The sequence below is a fragment of the Aquimarina rhodophyticola genome (assembly GCF_042434915.1).
GTDB lineage: Bacteria > Bacteroidota > Bacteroidia > Flavobacteriales > Flavobacteriaceae > Aquimarina.
The window spans coordinates 3,518,077-3,538,213 of sequence record NZ_CP170198.1; the positions used below are offsets into that span (position 1 = coordinate 3,518,077).

General features: G+C 34.0%; 18 protein-coding genes. 7 read left to right on the forward strand and 11 right to left on the reverse strand.

The window, feature by feature from the left end:
- Positions 1-5 precede the first annotated feature (5 nt).
- The 8 genes from ACE939_RS15275 to ACE939_RS15310 all read right to left on the reverse strand — a co-directional run bounded on the left by ACE939_RS15275 (position 6) and on the right by ACE939_RS15310 (position 8,066).
- Positions 6-2,519 carry a DUF4114 domain-containing protein gene (locus ACE939_RS15275; protein WP_378186553.1) on the reverse strand — a complete coding sequence of 838 codons (2,514 nt, stop codon included), beginning with the start codon at positions 2,517-2,519 and terminating at the stop codon, positions 6-8.
- A gap of 119 nt (positions 2,520-2,638) precedes the next feature.
- Complete coding sequence (locus ACE939_RS15280) at positions 2,639-3,352, reverse strand: LytR/AlgR family response regulator transcription factor (protein WP_378186554.1); 714 nt, start codon at positions 3,350-3,352, stop codon at positions 2,639-2,641.
- A gap of 12 nt (positions 3,353-3,364) precedes the next feature.
- Positions 3,365-3,685, reverse strand: a complete 321-nt coding sequence (locus tag ACE939_RS15285) for an Hpt domain-containing protein (protein WP_378186555.1) — start codon at positions 3,683-3,685, stop codon at positions 3,365-3,367.
- On the reverse strand, positions 3,678-4,733 hold the full coding sequence (locus ACE939_RS15290; protein WP_378186558.1) for an ATP-binding protein: 1,056 nt from the start codon (positions 4,731-4,733) through the stop codon (positions 3,678-3,680). The genes ACE939_RS15285 and ACE939_RS15290 overlap by 8 nt, the downstream gene beginning before the upstream one ends.
- 1 nt (position 4,734) lies before the next feature.
- A complete protein-coding gene (locus tag ACE939_RS15295; RefSeq protein ID WP_378186560.1) occupies positions 4,735-5,868 on the reverse strand; it encodes an FIST signal transduction protein in 1,134 nt (377 codons plus the stop codon).
- Positions 5,858-7,084, reverse strand: a complete 1,227-nt coding sequence (locus ACE939_RS15300; RefSeq protein WP_378186562.1) for an ATP-binding protein — start codon at positions 7,082-7,084, stop codon at positions 5,858-5,860. The genes ACE939_RS15295 and ACE939_RS15300 overlap by 11 nt, the downstream gene beginning before the upstream one ends.
- Positions 7,085-7,086: 2 nt before the next feature.
- On the reverse strand, positions 7,087-7,632 hold the full coding sequence (locus ACE939_RS15305) for a heme NO-binding domain-containing protein (protein ID WP_378186563.1): 546 nt from the start codon (positions 7,630-7,632) through the stop codon (positions 7,087-7,089).
- 26 nt (positions 7,633-7,658) lie between these two features.
- The gene (locus ACE939_RS15310) at positions 7,659-8,066 is read right to left on the reverse strand and encodes a response regulator (RefSeq protein WP_378186565.1); all 408 of its coding nucleotides are present in this window, start codon (positions 8,064-8,066) and stop codon (positions 7,659-7,661) included.
- A 192-nt stretch (positions 8,067-8,258) separates the two neighbouring features.
- On the opposite strand from ACE939_RS15310, the gene era reads away from it, so the two are divergent.
- The 7 genes from era to ACE939_RS15345 all read left to right on the forward strand — a co-directional run bounded on the left by era (position 8,259) and on the right by ACE939_RS15345 (position 18,190).
- Positions 8,259-9,140: a GTPase Era gene (gene era / locus ACE939_RS15315; protein WP_378186567.1), complete on the forward strand. Its 882-nt coding sequence runs from the start codon at positions 8,259-8,261 to the stop codon at positions 9,138-9,140.
- A gap of 166 nt (positions 9,141-9,306) precedes the next feature.
- On the forward strand, positions 9,307-10,614 hold the full coding sequence (der, locus tag ACE939_RS15320; RefSeq protein ID WP_378186568.1) for a ribosome biogenesis GTPase Der: 1,308 nt from the start codon (positions 9,307-9,309) through the stop codon (positions 10,612-10,614).
- Between the two features lie 206 nt (positions 10,615-10,820).
- The gene (locus ACE939_RS15325; protein WP_378186569.1) at positions 10,821-14,423 is read left to right on the forward strand and encodes a chemotaxis protein CheB; all 3,603 of its coding nucleotides are present in this window, start codon (positions 10,821-10,823) and stop codon (positions 14,421-14,423) included.
- A gap of 9 nt (positions 14,424-14,432) precedes the next feature.
- Entirely contained in the window at positions 14,433-16,640 is a 2,208-nt protein-coding gene (locus tag ACE939_RS15330; protein ID WP_378186570.1) for an ATP-binding protein, read from the forward strand.
- A 6-nt stretch (positions 16,641-16,646) separates the two neighbouring features.
- Positions 16,647-17,075: a response regulator gene (locus ACE939_RS15335; RefSeq protein ID WP_378186572.1), complete on the forward strand. Its 429-nt coding sequence runs from the start codon at positions 16,647-16,649 to the stop codon at positions 17,073-17,075.
- The gene (locus ACE939_RS15340) at positions 17,062-17,625 is read left to right on the forward strand and encodes a response regulator (RefSeq protein ID WP_378186574.1); all 564 of its coding nucleotides are present in this window, start codon (positions 17,062-17,064) and stop codon (positions 17,623-17,625) included. The genes ACE939_RS15335 and ACE939_RS15340 overlap by 14 nt, the downstream gene beginning before the upstream one ends.
- Positions 17,609-18,190 (forward strand): biliverdin-producing heme oxygenase, encoded by a 582-nt coding sequence (locus ACE939_RS15345; RefSeq protein ID WP_378186577.1) that lies wholly within the window; start codon positions 17,609-17,611, stop codon positions 18,188-18,190. Before ACE939_RS15340 ends, ACE939_RS15345 begins: the two co-directional genes overlap by 17 nt.
- A gap of 85 nt (positions 18,191-18,275) precedes the next feature.
- Here the strand turns inward: ACE939_RS15345 and ACE939_RS15350 are convergent, their stop codons facing one another.
- From ACE939_RS15350 to ACE939_RS15360, 3 genes are read right to left on the reverse strand one after another with little or no spacing between them, the layout of a single operon-like run.
- Entirely contained in the window at positions 18,276-19,085 is an 810-nt protein-coding gene (locus tag ACE939_RS15350; RefSeq protein ID WP_378186579.1) for a TPM domain-containing protein, read from the reverse strand.
- Positions 19,086-19,523: a TPM domain-containing protein gene (locus tag ACE939_RS15355; RefSeq protein WP_378186581.1), complete on the reverse strand. Its 438-nt coding sequence runs from the start codon at positions 19,521-19,523 to the stop codon at positions 19,086-19,088.
- A gap of 4 nt (positions 19,524-19,527) precedes the next feature.
- Positions 19,528-20,130 (reverse strand): LemA family protein, encoded by a 603-nt coding sequence (locus tag ACE939_RS15360; protein ID WP_378186583.1) that lies wholly within the window; start codon positions 20,128-20,130, stop codon positions 19,528-19,530.
- Positions 20,131-20,137: the final 7 nt, after the last annotated feature.

Below are 20,137 nucleotides of genomic sequence, written 5' to 3' on the forward strand. Positions count from 1 at the left end.
TATTTTTATCTGTTAATAACCATGAAGCTATTTTTAAACAGTACATTGTTTTCTGTTTGTATGATATAATGGTATAAACCTGTTTTTAAAGTCTGTGTTGTAACAGTAATAGTATCTTGGGCCACGGTTTTGTTTAATGGTTCGTAATAAACAATTCGTCCAAGCATATCTACAATTGTTATTGTTAGTAAACGTTTTTTTGTTGGTAGTTGGATAGTAGTATGATCAATTGCGGGATTAGGATAGTTTTTAACACGTGAAGTTTCAGATGCTAATGCTATTTCTGATACCGCCAGCTCTTCTAATCGAGGTGTTTCAGACATTTCTTCTACATCTATTTCATTTGTCAATGGTGCAGTGTCAATTTTTTTATTTTTAAGAAAAGCCATGTTGTGTAACGTGATTTCAAAAGCTTTATAATTTTGATAATCACCTTGAATAGAGAATACTACGGATCTAATTAAACGACTTCCGTTACTACTGTTTTTAAAATTTTTAAAATCGTCAATAGAAATTGTATGGGTTCTTTTCTCTTTGGATGCTGGGATTGTAAGACGTAAGCGATCATTCCAGTCCTTTAAGTCATCAGTCACTAGGATAACTTCAACATCATTATACGAGAACATCTCAAATGTAATATAGTTATAATCAGAAGCGTCAAAAAGTAGTTCGCCTGCATGTATATTTCTAAAAACGTTAATGGTTTCTTTAACCTCTCCTACAACACTAATGCTCCGTTCAATTGCATACTTTGTAGTATCTCGATCGACATTAGTTCTATCTATTTTTAAGCTATCAATGATAACACCTCTCTCTACATAATCGATTCCCCAAGGACCATCGGCCAAGTAAAGTGCATCCAAGGTAGTAGTAGTAATGCCCTGAACTGAAAACCCAATATCAAATAAATATCCAGTATCGATGCGTACAGTTTCTTCATAAGCACCAGTTAAAGAAATGGTCTTATGTATAGTTTCTTCAGGAGAAAGTTCAGTACTTCTTTTATTACCATTAAATACAAGTTGGGTAGTTGCCGCTTTGTTAATAACGTTTAGGGTAAGGAATCCTTTGTTGTAGCTTCCGCTCTTTACTATAATTTCAGGCAGTGCATTGGTACTTTTGGTGTTAAGCAAAGCTTTTTCTTCCGAAAAGGTATCGATTACATGATTTACTATTGCTGCAACTTGTGGAATAGAGCTACCCCATATTTGGAAATTAATATAATCTCCCGTGGGATATTGATCGATATTCCACATACTATATAATTCGTTATGAGTTGCATTTAATTTTATAGAAAAGTGGACAGTGTTTTCAATTTCTCCATTTGCTCTTTTAATAGTGGTATTAATTAATTTTTGATTTTTGATAGTTATAGTTCTTACATCATCGATTTCGGATCCATTTAAACGATCACATATGGTTTTTGTATGATTATAAACAGTTCCCGATGTTTTTGTTGCCAAAGCTGCACCTACACGGCTATCATTTTGGTAATAATCTGCAGAAAAAACCTGAGTAGCGTTAGTGATGTTTAAAAGATCATTTGGACTAGACATATAGGTTGACTCTGTTCCAAATGCACCAGTTTCTGGAAAATACTTGCTTAACGCTCGTTGTCCTCTTGATAGCGCTGCTTTTGTAGTCGAAGAGAATGATTTTTGTAGTTGTTTAGTATTGCGTGCCGAATTTTTTTTGGAGCGTTCAAAATTTCTTTTTGCTATCAATGATGCCAAGTCACCATTACTTTCGAGTCCTCCATCATTTGCCGAACTAACATTTGTTGCACTCGCTACGTCTACAAAATTTTCTGTTTGTATAGCACTGTATGGATTTGCAGTGATATAAAATAACGCGTCATTAAAATCTTGATCACATGAGCCGTAATCCCTTCTAATATCTTCAAAACCAAGAATGATTCTTTCATTTTCTGGATCTGCTAATAATACATTATGATTGCGCAATTGCGCGATGCTTTCTGGATTGTAGTCGGGATTTGAGTATAATTTCCATAAACCATCACCAACACTACCATTGGACCAAGCATTTGCGAGAAGTACCCATCCTATACCCGTATTAGGGCCAAAGCTACCAATCTTTACTTTATGACCTATCTCTAATCCACCACCACTATATTTTGCCGAAACATTTGGAAAAATTATGGTAATATCTTGAGGAGTTATCGCCGCGGGCATTGGTAATCTGGTGTCATATGTATAGAAACCAAGAACATTGCGGTATCCAGCTCCTTCACCTACAAAAGTTACCCATACATCAGCAAAATCATTTAATACAATATCTGTATCATAACCAGAGGTGATGTAATGCGGGTTATAGGTTGGAACAGGAAATCCTTCTGGCAAAGCATTAGCAATTAAATCTAACGTTTCTTGAGAAACTGTATCGCTTTCATCAAGATATAAAGGAACTCCTTCGCTCGTGTATTCGCCTAGATAGTTGTAGTCTTGTCCGTTGGCATAGTGTGCAACAATAATGAGTGATAAAAGTAGAAATAGTCTCATAGCATGTAGTATTTAAGTTTGTTGGTGTAAACTTAGCCCTAAAGACTTATGTACTTAGCTAGAATTCGACGAGTAAAAAGTTACTGTCGACGAGTGGTAAATTTAAGAGGTAATTTGAATTATAATAGATTGAGTCTTTTCATTAATTCGGGTCGATTAGAGCGACTCACAGGTATTACATCTTTGGCTATCAACACACTATTGTCTTCGATATCAATAATTTTTTTGATATTGATAATGTACGAACGATGAATTTTAAGAAATAAATCATCTGGAAGTTTGTCTTCGATTTTTTTAAGGGTTGAGTGTACTGTATACTTTTGATTATCGGTTTTTAAGGTAATATAATCACCTTTTGCTTGAATAACGGTAATTGTAGGGATGTCTATTTTTATAAGTCTTCGATCAATATTTATGTATAAATCGTTTGCAGAGGGGTCCTCTTGTGAAGAGGTTTCAGGTGTGTTGGTAACGTTTTTAGGTTTTGGGAGGTTCGCTTTTTGAACAGCTTTTAAAAACCGTGGAAGATCAATTGGCTTGACTAAATAGTCGATGATACAATCGTACTCAAAAGCTTCAAGTGCAAAATTTTTGTCTGAGGTGGTCAAGATTATATTTGGAGGGTTCTTAAGTGTCTGAATAAAATCAAATCCAGTAAAATCAGGCATATGGATGTCCAAAAAAATCAGATCTATATCATTTTGATTTAAGTACTTAATTGCTTGGATAGCATTAGGAAATTCTTGTACCACATGTAAATCCTCTACATGAGTACTTAATTGTTGAAGGATAAGGCGAGCAGTTTCTTCATCATCAATTATAATACTATTCATACAGGTAGGCTTTTATAAAGTTTTAAGAAATTTATCTATAGCTTCTAAAATAAGTAAAAATTTTGGATATAATTGCGTGATATTTGATTTTAGATCCTCTTCAAATGCTACTGTGAGTTCATATCCATCATCGAACCCAAGCATTCCAATTTTGTGTTTTAATTTATGCACATTTTCTGCAGCTTGGGAAAACTTCTTGTTTTTAAAATTTTCTAGAAAGATGGTGCGTTCTTCGGGAAACTCTCTTTGTATAACAGCGATTAGTTTTTGCTCAAATGCTTCAGAATCATCTGCTAGTTGCTTTATATAATTCAAATTGGGTTGTTCAATCATAGGTTTTTTTTAATGAAAAATTAAAGGTTGTGCCTACGGTTGGCGTTGATTCTATTGAGATTTCACCTTGGTAATAATCAATAACCTTTTTGACGATTGACAAACCAATACCAGTAGATTTTTTTGAGTTTTCTAGGCTTTGAAAAATTTCAAATATTTTAGTATGATATTTTGCTGGAATACCTTTGCCATTATCTGTGATACTAAAATTATAAAAATTTTCAGACGTATTTGAGGTGATTGTGATGATACCTTTGGATTTATCGATACTAGTAATAGCATTGGTTATCAAATTTTCAAAAACTTGTTTTAATCGAGCAGGATCAGCTTTAATTTTAGGTAGTTTGGTTAAGGTTTTAATCTCAATATGATTTGGAATATGAGTTAAACTTAAAATTTCTGAAACCAAATTATTCAAATCAACGGGGTCAGTAATATTTTTCTTTTTATCAATAACCGAGTATTCCAAAATTCCATTAATTAAATTGTCCATTTTCTCGACATTATCGTTAATGAGAGAAAGATTTTTTTGAGTGTTTTTATCCAGACTATCTATAGCATCTTGTTGTATCCAATTGATCAAGGTGTTTATAGTTCGTAACGGTGATTTTAGGTCATGAGAAACCACATGTGCATAATCTCTTAATTCTTGGTTACTTCTTTCAAGTTCTTTTAAGATTTTATTTTTTTGCACTTCTCCCTCTGCAATTTGGGTAGCTTGTTTCTTTATTAAGTTAGCAAGTTCAATTCCTGATAACTCTTTTGATGGCGACTCACCATCGCTTGTGGTGACCTTAGTATATTCGAGTAAGCTAGAAATACTTTTAAGACTATCAATTACTTTTCTTTGTTCATTTGCTTCAGATTTCAACTGCATATTAGCATCATAGAGCTCTTGTGAACTTATGGTCATAGCTCTGTGTAACATAGCTATTTGGTCTTCAAAATTTTCATAAGATCGATTAATTGCTTCAAGAAAGCTTTGTATCTCGACTGTTTCGGTGTCTTTTAGTAACTTTCGAATTTGACGTGCTAGAAGAGAATTCATGTTATTCACTGATAAGAGTTAAAGTCATTGTTTGATTGTGTAATTCACATGATTGTTGAGTGTTAAAAGGAGCTAATTCTCCATAAGAATAAAATCCGCATACCGTAGCTTTGTCTCCTATGACTTCAATGACTTCTTCTATTTCTTCTTCAACTCTTTGATCCATTACTAGCTTTCGACCTATACAACTAACCACTATAGCAAGTTCTGGTGTAGTTTTTCTTTGTAGCATTCCAATCTCGGCCGCTTTTAAGGCTCCATCGGCAATATTATCAATACTAGCCATCATTAATTGAACAGTTGCTCCTTCGGGTACATCACCTGCGAGTATCATAGTATTACTGCTATCGTCAATCGATAATATAGTTCTAACAAACGATTCCTTTTTTGTACTGGTCTTTACTCTTAAGGGATATAATAAAGCTGCTTGTGGTAATTCTTTGGATTTTTCTCCCAAATATCTCTTATATAAATCTAAGGCTGGGAAGTTATCTAATTCGTATAAAATATTGGCCTTAGACTTTGTTACGATCCGTTCTGGGCCAAAAGGTTTCCATCCTCCATACTGTGCATGGGTTATTTCTAGAGTTTCACCATACAATCCTATAGCTATTACTTCACCCTGTTTTGGGGACTCGTTATAACTAGCCATCGTTTTTTCGAACCGTGCATCATCACCACACAAACCTCCTGTGATACGAGTCTCTTGATTAGAGAGTTCTAAACCCTCAATGAGTGAGGAGCCGTTTATAAAACTACCTTCGGATAGAATAAATATATGTCGAAGACCTTTTTTTGGCATTTTTTGACCCAAACGCTCTCCTAAAATTTTTGTATTCTTATCGTGATCTAATATGTTCTCTCGTACTACCTCATACCTACTTTTTTCAAATTCAATAGCCGTTATTGTTAGAGAATCATCATATACGCGGTTACCCATAATTTCACCAGCAGATGACCCAAAAACAATAGATCCATTGGGGAAGAAGTTTCTTAATTGATTGTAAAGCAAAGGATCTTCTAACGTAAAGCGGTTACCAAAAACTAAGACCAGAGGGTTGTTAAGGTGCTGTGGTTCTTGTAAAGCATCTGCCAAAGATTCGTTTTTGAGTTTTTTATATTGTTTAATGATCATTGTTTTGGGTTTTGGTTAAACTGAAAAAAAATGTGGTGCCTATACCTGGTTTACTTTCTAGCCAAATTTTGCCATTGTATAATGCTACAATTTTCTTTACAATGGATAGACCAATTCCAGTTGAGTTTTCATGATCACCAAGAGACTGAAATATTTTAAAAATCTTTTCATGGTATTCTTTTTGAATGCCTATGCCATTATCTTTTATTTTAAAGATATAATAGTTGTTATGATCTTCATAATCAATTTCAATAATTCCTTGAGGCTTATCAATGTAGTTTACTGCATTGCTTATAATATTTTGAAATAATTGTTGAATCCTTATTTTATCAGCGTTGATGGTAGGTAATGGTTGTAAACAGTGAACGGTTATATGATCTGGGATGTAAATGGTGCTTAATATATCGTTAATTGTCTCATTAATATTAACTTCTATATGTTGTAAATTAGTTTCATTACCGGCACTGGAATATGTAAGAATACCGTCAATAAGCATTTCCATTTTACTTACAGTTTTATTAATCATTGTAAGATGATTTTTACCTGTTTCGTCAAAATCTTGGCTATAATCTTCTTCAATCCAATTGACTAAAGCGTTAATACTACGTAAGGGAGATTTTAAATCATGAGAAACTATATGCGCGTATTCTTTTAGTTCTATATTATTTTTTTCTAAATCGTGTACGAGTTTTTTATTTTCTTCTTCAATACGCAATTGCTCTGTAATATCTTTTACAATGCCTTGTGCACCAATAGCAATTCCATCTTTGTTTGTTATTATACTGGCATTGATATGTACCCAACGTACACCATTGTTTTTGGTGTGTACCCTTGCAGTATAATCACTAAATGAGCCTTGTTTAACAAGTGTTTTAAAGGATTCTAGAGCGTACGTGTGCTCCCCTTTATAAATTAAAGAAGTAACATTTAGGGTTTCTTTGTCAATATCGTAGCCAAACAATTTTTTAGCTGCATCATTAAATTTAATGGCATTTCCAAAAACATCAATTAGAACGTAGGCATCTACAAGATTGTCAAAAACACCCTTTAATTCAGATTTCTTTTCAATAAGCACATCTTCTAATTGTGCATTTACTTTTTTTAGTTCTTGTGTTCTGGTATAGAGCTCTCTGGATTTATCTTCAAGAATTTTTTCAGCTTGTTTTCGTGCGTGCTTTTCTCTTTGCAAAGCACGTTGTAGTATTTCTATATCCATGCTTATCCATGTATTTTTGTAATACTAAATTTAACTTTGGTTCCGTCAGATTTTAGTTTTTCTAATTTGATATCGGCTTTGGTATCAAAATGTTCAAAGGTTTTTTGCATAAGTCCTAATCCAAAGCTGTACATTGCCCGACTGGAACTATAAATCATAACCAATTTTTCTGTATTTTTTTCTAGTACTTCAAAACTAGGCAATTCTGCTTCTGGATAGATTTTTTGCACCTCTACGTGGATGTGGTTTTCTATAGACGATAGGAGCTCTATTGGGTCGGTATATTGCTCGATAAGACCTGGGTAGCTAGTCGCTAATACAGAAAAGAAATGTTCTGCATATGTTAATAAAAGTGCATCGATACTCAAATCAGTAAGTTCGCTAAGGTTAGTAAGCAAGCTTAGCATCTCAGAAAAACTATAAGTACCAATTGCGGTATAAGCACCTCCAGAGGGAAGGTCAGAGTTTACAATAATCTTATCAACGGTTTCTAGACCAAATTTTTCTTCAACCAATTCTAAAAATTCTGTAAATACAATTCCCTTCATAATTAGTAAATATTTAGTTCATAAAATTATCCTCTAGTAAATTCATTTATACTCCAATAGTTTAATAAAGCAATGATTTTGGCAGTATAATCTTCATATTTCAAAGGCTTAGTAATGTAACCAGCGATCCCAACTTCATAACATTCTTTTAAATCTTTATGATTGTTAGAAGTGCTTAAGATCACTACTGGCAAGTACTTAAGCCGGTTGTCACTCTTAAGAATTTTCAAAAACTCTAAGCCATTCATTTTTGGCATGTTTAAATCTAAGAAAATTATGTTGGGTAAACTAGTAGTGTCATAAAGAATTTTTAAGGCTTCTTCTCCATTTTTAGCCTCAATAAGTTTATGTTCAAAATTATTCTTATCGATAACTCGAGAAAGCTTCATTCTCTCAATTTCATCATCTTCAATTAGTAAAACCCTAAGATTCATTGTATATACTTTTAGTTGTTAAATATCTGTGGAGATATAAAGATCATCCATTTTTTGCACACCAAGCATCCAATACTTTTAAAGACATATTTATGTAGACCAATGACCTTTTTCTGTAGACGAATGGTTTTAGATAATTGTTAACGGGTACTCGCGTAATTTTTGAGTAACTTTGTACCATAAATAAATTATATGTCACACAAAGCTGGTTTTGTAAATATTATAGGAAATCCAAATGTAGGTAAATCAACGTTGATGAATTCTTTTGTAGGAGAGCGTTTATCTATAATAACTTCAAAAGCCCAAACGACAAGACATCGTATTTTGGGGATAGTAAATGGCGATGATTTTCAGGTCATTTTATCAGATACACCAGGTATTATCAAGCCCGCATATCAATTGCAAGCTTCGATGATGGACTTTGTAAAGTCTGCTTTTGAAGACGCCGATGTACTCATCTATATGGTTGAAATTGGCGAGAAAGATCTTAAAGATGACGCCTTTTTTGCCAAAATTACAAATGCAAAGATTCCAGTCTTATTATTATTGAATAAAATAGATAAATCAAATCAAGAACAATTAGAAGAACAGATGAAATTTTGGTCTCTAAAAGTTCCTAATGCCGAAATTTATCCTATTAGTGCGCTAGAAAATTTTAATGTAAAAGAGGTTTTTGGTCGTATTGTAGAATTATTACCACTATCTCCAGCTTTTTATCCAAAAGATCAGTTAACAGATAAGCCCGAACGTTTTTTTGTAAATGAAGCGATTCGTGAAAAGATCCTACTGCATTATAAGAAAGAAATTCCCTATGCAGTTGAGATCGAGACTGAAGAGTTTTTTGAAGAAGAAGAAATTATAAGAATTCGATCCGTGATTATGGTAGAACGGGATTCCCAAAAAGGAATTATTATCGGACATAAAGGGGCTGCTCTTAAGCGTGTAGGTATGGAAGCGCGTAAAGAATTAGAGAAATTCTTCGGAAAACAAATACACATAGAACTCTACGTAAAAGTAAACAAAAACTGGCGTAGTAACGAACGGCAGCTCAAACGTTTTGGGTATAATAAATAAATCAACTTCAATTTTTTGGAAAACAATATGAAAAAGACTTAGCTTTAAGTACGCAAGTCTTTTTTATTTTTCACTTCTTTTTTAAGTGATGTAAAATACAAATACATCAATAATAGCTTACCAAAAATAAAAAGGCTAATTTTGCAAAAAGTTTAGAAAAAATTCTATGAGTAATATTGTAGCCATTGTAGGTAGACCAAATGTAGGTAAATCTACTTTTTTTAATAGATTGATACAGCGACGCGAAGCTATTGTAGATGCAGTGAGCGGAGTGACACGGGATCGTCATTATGGCAAAAGTGATTGGAACGGAAAAGAATTTTCATTGATCGATACCGGTGGATATGTTAAAGGAAGTGATGATGTCTTTGAAGAACAAATTGACAAGCAAGTAGAACTCGCGATTGAAGAGGCAGACGCCATTATTTTTATGGTTGATGTAGAGTCTGGAGTGACCGGTATGGATGAAGATGTAGCTAATTTGTTGCGCAAAGTAGACAAACCAGTCTTTTTGGCGGTCAATAAAGTTGATAACGGACAACGTGAAACAGATGCTGTAGAGTTCTATTCCTTGGGACTAGGAGAATTTTACACCATAGCAAGTATTAATGGAAGCGGAACTGGAGAATTACTGGACGCATTGATTGAAGCATTACCAGAGGTTGAAGAAGAGACAACATCAGAGTTGCCACGTTTTGCAGTAGTAGGACGGCCTAATGCAGGTAAATCTTCTTTTATCAATGCATTAATTGGAGAAGATCGTTATATCGTTACCGATATTGCGGGGACCACACGTGATGCTATTGATACCAAATACAATCGTTATGGATTTGAGTTTAATCTTGTTGATACCGCAGGGATACGACGTAAAGCCAAAGTTAAAGAAGATTTAGAATTCTATTCTGTAATGCGATCAGTACGCGCCATAGAGCATTGTGATGTTTGTTTGTTGGTTGTAGACGCTACTCGTGGGTTTGATTCACAAGTTCAAAACATTTTTTGGTTGGCAGAACGCAATCGCAAAGGGATAGTTATTCTTGTAAATAAATGGGATTTGGTCGAAAATAAGGAAAGTAATACTCTCAAAGATTTTGAAAAACATATACGTCAAGAAATCGCTCCTTTTACCGATGTTCCTATTGTATTTATATCGGTACTTACAAAACAACGACTGTTTAAAGCAATTGAGACTGCAGTCGAGGTATATAAGAATCGCTCCAAAAAGATCAAAACGAGTGTCATGAATGATACAATGTTACCTATTATTGAGCGTAATCCACCACCAGCGTATAAGGGTAAATATGTTAAAATAAAGTATTGTATGCAATTGCCAACACCGCAACCACAATTTGCTTTCTTTTGCAATTTACCACAATACATACGTGAACCGTATAAACGTTATCTTGAAAATCAATTGCGCAATCAATTTGATTTTACAGGTGTTCCCGTAGCAGTTTATTTCAGAAAAAAATAAAGAAAGTTAAAATTCATAAGCCCCATAATTGAACTTTAACCCTTCTTAAATTTAACATAAAATTTCTAAATAAAAATGAAATTTTATGCGGAATCTAGTACTTTAGGGCGGTGTTTGATGTTATTTCCATGTAAAAAACCTTTTTTTAATAGGAATAACATTATCCATTATATTTTTAATACTATTAATATTAATTAAGGGGTAAAGTGAGTAACGTAAGTAAGAATAATATTGTGGTAGCAGTTGGTGCTAGTGCAGGGGGGCTGCAAGCTTTAAGCAGTTTTTTTGATAATACCCCCGAACATAGTAAATATACTTTTGTAATTATTCAGCATTTGTCACCCGATCACAAAAGTTTGATGGGTGAATTATTATCCAAAAATACCAAAATTCCAATAGTAGAAATCAGTAATGATTCCTTAATTAAATCGGAACATATTTATATGATTCCGCCTACCAAAAATCTTATTATTCAAAACGATCATTTTGTTTTAATAGAGAAGCCCAAAGGCAAAACACTAAATCTTCCTATTGATATGTTTTTTGAATCAATGGCCGAGCATTATAAGGAAAATTGTGTTGGTATTGTATTAAGTGGAACAGGAAGTGACGGTTCAAGAGGTATCCTTTCAATCAAAGAACAAGGAGGTATTGTCATCGTACAGCAACCCGAGCAGGCAAACTTTGATGGAATGCCAGAGAGCGCGATCAATACCGGTGCCGTGGATTTTATTTTGCCTGTGCAACAAATGATAAGTGAAATTGATAATTATTTTAAAACTCCAACGGTAATTGCTCCAGAAGATGATGAGATGGAGTATGATGAAAAGATTTTACAGGACATTTTATTATTACTCAAAAAAAGCACAGATTTAGACTTTAGTTTATATAAAAAACCTACGCTAGTTCGTCGTATGGCTAGACGTATTAAGATAATCAAAGCAGACTCTTTATCCGATTATTTGGCGTATTTAAAAGCGCATCCCGAAGAAATTCAAATTTTGCACAAAGAATTTCTTATAGGGGTTACCAAGTTTTTTAGAGATCTTAAAGTATGGGATATTTTAGAAAGTGAAGTAGTTCCTGATTTAGTTCGTCAAAAATTTGACGGAGAGGTTTTAAAAATATGGGATGTAGGATGTAGCACAGGAGAAGAAACTTATTCGCTAGCCATTGTTTTCTTAGAAGAAATCAAAAAACAAAATAAAAAGATTGACCTAAAGATTTTTGCGACAGATATTTCACAATATCATTTGGATATAGCAAGTAATGCAAAATACGACAGTGGTATTGCTGCAGATGTCTCTGCAGAACGCTTACAAGAATATTTTAGAAAAGAGGATGATCAATACACGGTCAAAGATCGAGTAAGAAAACATGTGATTTTTTCGAACCACAATATTATTAAAGATCCTCCTTTTAATAATATGGACATGGTAGTTTGCCGTAATCTGTTAATTTACCTTCAAAATTCAGTACAAAATAACGCATTACATGTGCTGCACTATGCTCTCAAGTTTAATGGAGTTTTATTGTTAGGTACAAGCGAGAGTCTAGGAAATCAAAAGCAATATTTTGAAGAGATTAATCGTAAGTGGAAAATTTATCGAAATATTGAAGCCTCAACACGCTTGAGAACAGAGGTGTTAAAATCATCTAGCGATAGGCATAAAACACCAATATTTAAGATTAATTCAAAATTTGGCTCAATTAATAAGGAGCCAGAGAATGCTTTTATTAACGAAATTAGTAAAGCTGTTTTAAAACAATTTGGAGCAGCAAGTATTCACATTGATGAGAATTTTAATATCATCGATGCACAGGGTGAATTTTATAAATACGCAACTTTTCCAAGCCAGGGTTTTTCGGTAAACTTACTCCATATGCTTTCCGAGGATTTAAAAATAGCGGTATCTACCTCGGTTAGAAAGGCGATGCGATCAAACTCCGAATATTTTTATAAAGATGTATTGATCGATAAAGAGGAGGCTCCTAAGATGATCGATGTAATGGTCAAGCCTTTGATTAAGAAGAATGTCGAGATCACAACCACCTTTGTTGTAACTTTATTTGAACATGATGTAAGAAATGATGATACAGTTTTAGTCGAAAAAGCAAATGCAGAGAAAACATCCAATAAACGAATACAAGATCTAGAAGAAGAGCTTGAAGAAGCAAGAGAAGAACTTAAAAGTTCGATAGAAGAAACCGAAACAAGTAATGAAGAATTACAGGCAGCTAATGAAGAGCTGTTAGCTTCTAACGAAGAACTTCAAAGTACGAATGAAGAGTTGCAGAGTGTGAATGAAGAGTTACACACGGTTAATGCAGAGCATATTCAAAAAGTAGATGATCTAGCACATCTTAATGCCGATATGGATAACCTGCTTAATAGCACCAAAATCGGAACCATTTTCTTGGATAGAGAATTAACTATCAGAAAGTTTACTCCAGAAATCAAGGAGCATTTTAATTTTGTAAAACGCGATATAGGACGACCAATCGAAAATTTCATATCAAATTTTGGTATTACTCGACGCAAAACGTTGATTGATAATGCCAAAAAGGTAATGGAAACGGGGACTATTTTTGAAAAAAGAATCTCAAGCAAAACAGATCGTTTCTTTATTCAAAGGATATCACCCTTCATAAATTCTATTGGGAAAACAGATGGAGTGGTTATTACTTTTATTGATATTACTACCGTACATAAATCTCAAGAGAAACTTCGCAAAAGTGAAGAAAAGTTCAAGACCTTTTATGAAGAGGATCCTGTTATGCACATAAGCGTAAATAGCACAACAGGTGTAATTATTGATTGCAACAAACTGATGATTAAAACCCTTGGGTATGCAGAAAAAAAAGAGGTAATAGGCATGCCAATAATCGATATTTACGCACCAGATTATCAAGTAAAAGTGGTCAAATTGTTAGAGCAATTTAGAAAAACTGGGAAAGTTGAAAGTGAAGAGATGATACTTTTGACTAAAGAAGGTAAAAAGATACCAGTAATTTTAAATTCTGAAGCAGTACGTGATGAAAAAGGTAACATTACTCACAGTCGATCTACTTTAGTTAATATTTCTGACTTAAAGAAAAAGCAAGAAAAAATAGAAGAACAAAAGGCAGAATTAGAGCGAGCAAATAAGGATTTAGAACAGTTCGTATCTATATGTTCTCATGATCTACAAGAACCTCTTGGTACTATAAGATTTGGAAGTGATATTTTGAGTAAAAAATTTAGCGATTCTTTGGATCCAAAGGCAAAAGAATATGTTGAATATATTCATAGTGCCTCGGGTCGTTTAAGTGATCAAATAAAAGCCTTGTTAGAGCACAGTCGTATAGGAAGAGATTTAAAAATGACTCGTGTTGATACCAAAGAATTAGTAGAGATCGTAAAATATGATCTTGGTAAAAGAATACAAGAATGTGGAGCTTCTATTCACTCGGGAAAACTGCCTGTTGTCAAAGGTCTTAAGGTAGAATTGAGACTTTTATTTCAAAATTTAATCGGGAATGCTATTAAATATTGTAAAAAAGATGTCGCACCCGATATTCGTATCAATGCATTCAAAGATAATGGCTATCATATTTTTTCTATTACCGATAATGGTATTGGTATGGAAGAAAAGGATCTTGATTCTATTTTTACCATTTTTAACCGAGTTCCAACCGATGAAGATTATGAAGGAACTGGAGTGGGATTAGCACATTGCGAAAAAATTGTTAAGCTACATGATGGTAAAATATGGGTTGATTCAAAAGTAGGAGTAGGAAGTACATTTTATTTTAAAATTAAGGAATAAACATAGCATATGGCAAGTCCATCGACATTATATCCACGCAAGGTGGATTTAAACAATTGTGATAAAGAACCTATTCATATTTTGGGAAAAGTTCAAAACCACGGGGTATTGTTAAGTTGTGATCCAATAACTTTAGAAATCCTTCAGTATAGCGAAAATATTAATGAAATCTTGGGTTTGCAAAAACAAGCTGTCCAAAATTTATCTCAGCTTTTTGAGCCTTCTACCATACAATTTATACAAGATAATTATACACTCGAACAATCATTTCCGCTGGATGGACACATTGGCGAGACAGCATATATAGCTATTATTCATAAGAATGATGATAGGCTTATTGTAGAATTAGAACCAGTAGGTGTCCAGATTCCGCAAATATTTTATCAACAGCAAATGACTAGTATCATTACAGAGTTGGGAAGGACTGAGACCGACCTGCAAATGTGTGATAAAGCAGCAGATTTGATAAGAGATTTTTTAGGTTATGATCGCGTCATGATTTACAAATTTGATCCGCAGTGGAACGGCGAAGTAGTTTCTGAAGCCAAAGAAGAACATTTGGAAAGTTGGTTGGGTTTACATTATCCCGCCTCCGATATTCCGCAACAAGCTCGTAAACTTTTTTTAAAACAGGGAGTTCGTATAATTGCAGATGTGGCATCTACTCCTGTTGATGTTTTACCGCAACTGGATCCTAGGCTTAAACAACCCTTAGATTTGAGTCGATCAGAACTTAGAGCTGTGTCACCAATCCATATAGAGTACTTGACGAATATGAAAGTTGGGGCGACTTTGACAGCTGCTATAGTTTTTAATGATACATTGTGGGGATTGATAGCCTGCCACCACTATAGTCCTAAGTTTATTAATTATCAGCAAAGACTTTCATGCAAATTTTTAACAGAGGTTTTTTCTAGTCAATTAGGGATGAAATCTTCTAATATAGAGTTGCTTAAAATAAATAGTGCCAATGTCGTTCGTAATAAACTAGTGGCACAAATGAGTCTTAAATGGGATATTGTCTCGGGACTTTGTGATCATAAAGTCACGATGTTAGATATTGCAGAGGCCACCGGAGGTGCCATAATTATCGATGGTGATATAAAATTAATTGGTAAAACTCCTTCAAAAGAATTTGTACAACACTTAAGTGCTTGGATGGCAGAGCAAACCAAAGAGGATATTTTTTATACCGAGCATCTCTGTGAGGTATACCCACTAGCAAAAACCTATCAAGAAGTAGTCTCTGGTGTCTTGCAAATATCCATTTCAAAAATTGATAAAAATTATATTATATGGTTTAAACCAGAGAAGCCAAAGACTGTAAATTGGGGAGGTAACCCTAATAAATCAGTTTTAATCGACAGCGAGGCAAGATTAAGTCCAAGAAAATCATTTGAGAAATGGTCTGAAGAATTATCAGGTAGCTCATCACCTTGGACCGATAACGAGATCGCTGCTATTAAGGCACTGAAAAGTAATATTTCTGAAATTATTGTGCAAAAATATGAAGAAGTGCAATTATTGAATAAAAATTTGGAACAAGCCTATAAAGAGTTACAAGCTTTTAGCTACAGCGTTTCGCATGATTTGAGAGCACCTCTACGTGGGATCGACGGTTTTGCTCAAATAATTAAAGAAGATTATTTTGAGCAGTTAGATGAGTATGGAAAAAATGCCATTCGCACCATTATTAATTCAACGAGTAAGATGAACGAATTAATCGATGATATACTTTCTTTTTCGGGCCTTAGCCAAAAACAGGTTAATTTTAATACATTTTCAATGAAAAATGTGGTTAGAGATGTATTAAATTTTATACAACCTGCAATTACGTACCCTCATGCTATTATTAAACTACAAGACGATATTCCCGATGCCTATGGTGATACGGCTATGACGTTTCAAATATTAAGTAATTTAATAGGAAATGCATTAAAGTATACAACAGATAAAAAAACACCAGAGATATCGATAGGATATGATACTAAAAAATCAGCTTATTTTGTAAAGGATAATGGTATAGGTTTTGACGAGAAACACAAAGAAAGAATTTTTGGAGTTTTTCATCGTTTAGTAGGTAAAGAGTTTGAGGGATCAGGTATTGGTTTGGCTATTGTAAAACGTGCGATAGAAAAACATGATGGTTTTATAGAGGTAAAAAGTATCTTAAATCAAGGAACTACCTTTTACTTCCAACTTAAAAAAGAGCAGTAATATAAAATGAATAGTAATTACGTACTTTATGTCGAGGATAATCCTAGCGATGTTGTATTAGTAGAACGAATATTTGAAAAAAATCTTGAGGAGTATCAACTAAGACATTTTAGAACTGGAGAACACCTATTAGAGTGGTTTGAGTCCATTGAGGTCACTTATAATCTTCCAAAGTTAATTTTATTGGATAATAAACTCGAGGGTATGAGTGGTGTGGAGGTTTTAAAAGAAATTAAAAATAATAGTAGAACCAAGCATATTCCTACAATCATAATCAGTTCTTCTGTCGAGGATAAAGATCTTCAGAACGCCTATCAAAATGGGGCAAACAGTTATTTGGAGAAACCCAAAAATTATCTAAATTTAAAAAAAACTATGCAGACCATAGTTACATACTGGCTACAGTTTAATAAGATGTATCATGATAAAGAATGAAATTAAAATTCTGCTGATTGAAGATAATGATACAGATGTATTTCTTATTAAAAGGCAGATTGACAAAATAGCCTCTAATACAGTAATCCAGACAGCTATTGATCTTAGTGAAATTGAAGCTAAATTACGTGTTTTTACACCTGATATTATTTTGTGTGATTACAACCTTCCTAGATGTACCGGAATGGAAGTGTTAGAATTAATTCGAAATAGTTCGCCAGCAACTACCTTTATTTTTGTAACAGGCTCAATTAATAACGAAGAATTAGCAGCTAATACAATACTCAATGGCGCCTCAGGATATATTTTGAAGAAGGATATGGCAAATTTACACAGTAAGTTGCTCCCGTATTTTCAAGCTGTAGATAAAAATAGTGCGGTACGTAACTCTGCAAAAAGACGTATTGACGAGAGTAAAGAAGCTGTTGCGATTATCGAAGAATTTCTTAAAAATTCTTTTGAAGAGAATCAAATTCACAAAGAAAGTATTAGTAAAATTAAAGAAGACCTATTTAAATTGAAAACAAAATATGATGCTGAAGATTCTTAAAGAGAAAACCGCTGCGTTACATCAAGAAGTTGAGCGGTTAAATGATGCTGGATTGATTATGAATCATACGATTAATGTGACAGCTTATAAAAATTTATTACTAGAAAATCTATGTGCGTACTTGACAATAGAAAAGTATATTAGCGATCATACGACACTATTGCCTTCTGATATGCAAAGTTTTGTATCCATGAAAAAATCTGAAGCCCTAAGAAAAGATTTAGCACAAATTAGAACCGAGAGCGAAGTTAATGTATTAACATTAACAGAGATTCCTTCTCAAATGCAACTTATAGGAATGTTATATGTTATCGAAGGTTCTATGTTAGGAGGAATGATGATTAGTAAACAGTTACCTCATTGTAATGCTCTAAGTACAATTAACGAGCATCATTTTTTTGGAGGAGACAATAAAGCACATGTTGCCAGATGGAAATCTTTTTGTGCAATCATAGAAGCAAATAAGTTTACAGATAAAGCTATTAATGAAGCAGTAAAAGGCGCACACACTGCATTTAATATTTTTAAGCAAGCGTATTATAAAGCACCTGTTAAAGTAGCTTAGATGTTTAGTAAGAGTATATTTAAACACGCATTAAAGACAAAATGCGTGTTTTTATAAGTTTTAGATTGAAATTTATTGGGAGTATTTACCAGCTACCACCGGCACCACCTCCACCAAATCCGCCACCGCCGAAGCCACCACCAAAACCACCACCAGAGCTTCCGCCAAAACCTCCGCTACCGCTGCCAAATCCCCCACGACCAAGACTGCTTAAAATAATAGCGTCCAAAATACTTCCGGTTGCAGAACGATGGCCACTGTTACCACCTCCTTTTCCTCCTTTGTTACTTTTGGCTATAGCTCTTATGATCATTAAGAAAACAAAGAACAAAATTACAACTTGAGCAATTGGAAAATCTGGCGAACCCTTTCTTTTGTTACTCCCTTTAAAAGTGCCATCCAGTACTTGAAAGATAGCTGTAGTTCCTAGATCTAAACCAGTATAAAAGTTACCGTTTTTAAATTGAGGCGTAATAATTTGATCTATAATTGTTTTAGTAGTAAAATCGGTCAACTTTTCTTCGACACCATATCCCGTAGTAATCCATATCTTACGTTCATTCTTTGCAACTAGAATAAGTACACCGTTGTCTTCTTTTTCTTGCCCTATTCCCCAGGCATGCGCCCATTCGGCAGCATACAAACCTATGTTCTCTCCTTCAAGGCTAAGGATCGTGGCAACAACAAGTTGCGTAGACGTAGTGTCGGCATAACGCACAAGCTTTTGTTCGAGTTGTGAGGCCTCGTTCGCAGTAAGTAGTTGGGCCTCGTCATAAACTGCAGTTTGTGTTTTTGGAATGGGAGGTATATCTCGTTGAGCATATGCGCAACTCCCAATGAGGAATCCCAAAAGGCTAAAAAGTAAAAGTTGTAAAGTAGTTACAGTTTGTTGCATTTATCCTATAGAAATTTCATTAGAGAGCTCGTTGGTATCGTTTTGATCCCAAGGAAAATGCTCTTGTAGTTGTTTACCTGCTAATAGGATACCGTCAATTAAACCTTGAGTAAAATCTTCCTTCTTAAAATGCAATAAAATAACATCCCTAGTCGCCTCCCAAAAATCCGAGGGAACGACGTCATTAATACCTTGATCGCCATAAATAACAAAGTTTCTATCTGCAATTGCTACATAGATTAGCACACCATTATGGAGTTCAGTTAAATCCATTTTAAGAAGATGAAAAACTTCTTTGGCTCGCTCAATAGGATCAAGCTTGGTCGATTCTTCGAGATGTACTCTTATTTCACCAGAGGTGGTTTTTTCTGCTATTCGTATAGCTTCGACAATACGCTTTTCTTGATCAGCAGTTAAAAATCGTTCTGTTTTTGACATTTCTTTATTTAAAATCAAAATCTACATCAGGAGCGTTTTCCGAACCAGCATCTGCTTCAAAACGTGCCATTTCATCAAAACTTCCAAATATGCTCAAAATGATATTATTAGGAAAAATTTTGATGTATTTATTAAATTCACCTACTTGTTGATTGTAACGATTACGTTCTACATTTATACGATTCTCTGTTCCTTCTAATTGTGTTTGCAAATTCATAAAATTTTGATTTGCCTTAAGGTCAGGATAACGTTCTACAGAAACTAATAATCGCGAGAGAGCAGAAGATAAACCACTCTGTGCTTGTTGAAATTGTTGCAATTGGTCTGGAGTAATATTGGTTGGATCAATAGTAACCGATGTAGCTTTTGCTCTCGCTTGTATAACTTCGGTTAAAGTGGTTCGTTCAAAATCGGCAGCTCCTTGTACTGTCTTTACTAGGTTTCCAATCAAATCATTCCTCCTTTGGTAAGCACTCTCAACATTTGACCAAGCTGTTTTGGCATCCTCTTTTAACGTAACAGCTTTGTTATAGCGTCCAGCGAATAAAAAATACAAAACCATCGCGATACCAGCAATGACTAATATAGGAACTAAAATTTTTTTCATAAATTTT